This is a genomic window from uncultured Acetatifactor sp. (assembly GCF_948601915.1).
In the GTDB taxonomy this organism is placed as follows: Bacteria; Bacillota; Clostridia; order Lachnospirales; family Lachnospiraceae; genus Acetatifactor.
Genome location: NZ_CAPDXS010000254.1, coordinates 1 through 2,788 on the forward strand (window position 1 = coordinate 1; position 2,788 = coordinate 2,788).

5 protein-coding genes are annotated in these 2,788 nt (G+C 53.0%); all 5 read right to left on the bottom strand.

The window, feature by feature from the left end:
• Window positions 1–34: 34 nt before the first annotated feature.
• The 5 genes from Q2B33_RS23700 to Q2B33_RS23720 all read right to left on the bottom strand — a co-directional run bounded on the left by Q2B33_RS23700 (window position 35) and on the right by Q2B33_RS23720 (window position 2,571).
• Window positions 35–595, bottom strand: coding sequence for a DUF6033 family protein (locus Q2B33_RS23700; protein WP_300823340.1), 561 nt, complete (start codon window positions 593–595; stop codon window positions 35–37).
• A gap of 18 nt (window positions 596–613) precedes the next feature.
• A complete protein-coding gene (locus Q2B33_RS23705) occupies window positions 614–1,144 on the bottom strand; it encodes an ATP-binding protein (RefSeq protein ID WP_300564374.1) in 531 nt (176 codons plus the stop codon).
• A 42-nt stretch (window positions 1,145–1,186) separates the two neighbouring features.
• Window positions 1,187–1,696, bottom strand: a complete 510-nt coding sequence (locus Q2B33_RS23710; RefSeq protein WP_300564376.1) for a hypothetical protein — start codon at window positions 1,694–1,696, stop codon at window positions 1,187–1,189.
• Between the two features lie 115 nt (window positions 1,697–1,811).
• Window positions 1,812–2,210 (bottom strand): hypothetical protein, encoded by a 399-nt coding sequence (locus tag Q2B33_RS23715; protein ID WP_300844248.1) that lies wholly within the window; start codon window positions 2,208–2,210, stop codon window positions 1,812–1,814.
• 1 nt (window position 2,211) lies between these two features.
• Window positions 2,212–2,571 carry a LytTR family DNA-binding domain-containing protein gene (locus Q2B33_RS23720; RefSeq protein WP_300564380.1) on the bottom strand — a complete coding sequence of 120 codons (360 nt, stop codon included), beginning with the start codon at window positions 2,569–2,571 and terminating at the stop codon, window positions 2,212–2,214.
• Between the last annotated feature and the right edge of the window lie 217 nt (window positions 2,572–2,788).

Here is a 2,788-nt window from a genome sequence, read left to right on the forward strand (position 1 = left end):
TTTATAGGATACCGACTGTCTTTCTTTGGACGGTTTATGCCTGCTGACGCTCCAGCAGCTTTTCCAGAGTTTCTGCCTTTTCCAGCCTCTTTTCCTTCAGGGCTTCTTCCTCTTTCTTCTTCGCCCGCTTCTCCTCCGACTGCTCCTGCCGTATTTTTTTATAGGATACCGACTGTCTTTCTTTGGACGGTTTATGCCTGCTGACGCTCCAGTAGGTGACTTTCCCATCTTTGTCTATGGCTGTGCCGCAGACCACCATCTCATTTCCATGTGCCGCAATCCCGTCTTTCATAATCTTCGCTGATTCGGGCACTTGGGCAATATACTTTTCATATTTTGCCGCTGCTGCCGGGTCAGAAGCCATCTGTTCGATCATATTAGAAGCAATGACTATGTTATTGCCGCCGCTGCTCCCAAGCATATAGGCATCTTCCTGTTTCCCATTCCTGAAGTCCGCCACCGTTATGTTCACATCCGGGTATTTCTCTTTCAGACTATTCAGGTACGCCTGCGAATCCCCGTTAAGGGAACTGTTCCCGTCTGCCCTGTCTGCCGCATAGGTGTTCGTGTAATCCGTTATTCCTGAAATTGCCATAATAATCATCCTCCTAATTTACCTGTCACTCCGAAATCCATCTTCCTCTCCTAATTTACCTGTCATTCCGAAATCCATCTTCCTCTCTCTTTTCATCATCACGGACAGGATGAACACTCTGTCCTTTACCCTGAAATCCACTGCTCCCTGATATTTCTCCGCCGTGCTTTTGATGTTGACAAGCCCTATCCCGTGGGATTTCCTGTCCGCCTTATCCGTCACCGGGAACTCCTCCTTGGCCTTAAGCACCAGCCGCCCGTCAAAGCTGTTCTCCACTTTCAGTATGAGCAGGTTCCCTTTCTGCAGGGAGCTTATGCGGATAAAGGCATCCGCCCCCGGCTCTTTCGCTTCCAGCTTCCGGCAGGCTTCCATCCCATTGTCCACCGCATTCCCCAGGATGACGCCTATGTCATAGCTGTGTATCCGGATTCCCTGCGGAAGCAGCAGCTTATCCGCATCCATCCTTAGATCAGGCACATCCTGCACCGCCTCATGGTATTTCATGTTCAGCAGGGTATCCACCACCGTGTTCCCCGTCCTGAACCGCACTTCCAGCTTTTCCAGCCCTCTGTTCAGCTCCGACAGGTACTCCTACAGCTCCCCGCCCCCTTCCCCTGCGGAAAGGCGCTGGATGACGGCAAGGGTGTTCTTCATGTCATGCTTCATGCCACGTATGCCGGAATAGATGCGCTCCATCTCCTCCATGTGTTCCTGCAGGGCGCTTATCTGGTTTTCCAGGACGATCCTGCCGCTCTTTTCCCTATTCCAGCAGATCATGTCCTGGAACAGCTTCACCCCGTACAGGATGGACAGCAGCGACAGGAGCAGGATTGCAGGAATCACCACAATCAGAATCGTGTATCGCTCATACAGCATTTTAGGGACGCCGTCCTCCAGCGTGATCATGATGATGCGCAGAAGCATACAGACCATCATGCCCACCGCCGAAGGGGCAAGGATGAACAGCAGCTCTGTCCTACTGATAACATAATCCTTTTCCCGGAAATCCCGCACGATCTTCCTCAGCGAAAAGTACAGCAGCAGGGCGATTCCGGCATACTGGATAAGCTGCGTCCCGGCTACGCCAATCTTTATCGCCATGCCGAATGCTTTTTCCGATGAGAGTACCCCCTTCCCAGCGCACCAGTCATACTGCTTAACGATTTCACTTGCCGTGAAACCAGACTGCATAACGCTGACAGGTTCAATCCCATGATTACATTAGGCAGTATTCAGCGTTATGCAGTATAATGATGTCAGGCACCCACCCGTCCACTGCGTTCAGCAATATGACCGCCGCATACCTGCTGATGTCCAGTAATGCCTGGAAGGAAACCACAAGGAAAACCGTGACGGGGCGGAACGCCTTGTAAAAGCACGCCGCAAGGGCTGACAGGATACAGAGCGACAATGCCAGCGTCCCCGCCGCCACCCTGTAGTCCTCGTATCCCGGCGGGGAGCACCGCACCACGGTTGTCCGCAGAGCCACATATAAGCCCGCCACGTACAGACCGTTCCCTCTGCCCCTCATCCTTGTTTCCAGAAAGCTCCCCAAAAAATACTGCAGGCAGTACCCTTGGAACACCGTCAGGGCCGCATATAACGCATCCGCCATCTTAAACACCGGACACACCCCCGTTCTGCAGGTGCCACATATAGGCTTTCACAAACTCCCCATACTTCTTTTTCGTCAGATATACCCTGTCGCCGCCCGTGAGGGTTATGCTCTCGCTGTCATATTCCGTGATGCAGTCCATGTTCACGATGTACGCCCGGTGGCAGCGGTAAAAGTTCTCCCCAAGCTGCCCCTCCAGCTCATCCATCGCCCCATAAATCTCTACGGTCTGCCTTACGGTGTGTATCTCCACCTTCTTCGCCCTGCTCTCGATATACAGGATGTCAGACTGGTCAAGGGTAAGGTTCCGGGACTTGATGAACAGCACACGGCGCTCCTTCTTCCTTGCGGCCTCCCGCACCGCCCTTTCAGCACCTCCGCAAATTTATCCTCGTCTATGGGCTTTAACAGGTACTGGAACGCATAAAGCGCAAAGGCATCAAACACATACTCCTTGATGCCCGTTATGAACACCAGCACGGTATCCCCCACGCCAACATTGCTGTTCCTTTCCCGTAGGCTTCTATGCGGCTCTCCGGCTGCTGTTCCTCCACCAGCCCGCATATATGCTCCCTGAT

Excerpts from the sequence above, each read along its gene's own strand:
- Q2B33_RS23700 (WP_300823340.1), bottom strand. The coding sequence starts at position 595 with ATGGCAATTTCAGGAATAACGGATTACACGAACACCTATGCGGCAGAC.
- Q2B33_RS23710 (WP_300564376.1), bottom strand. The coding sequence starts at position 1,696 with ATGGCGATAAAGATTGGCGTAGCCGGGACGCAGCTTATCCAGTATGCC.
- Q2B33_RS23715 (WP_300844248.1), bottom strand. The coding sequence starts at position 2,210 with ATGGCGGATGCGTTATATGCGGCCCTGACGGTGTTCCAAGGGTACTGC.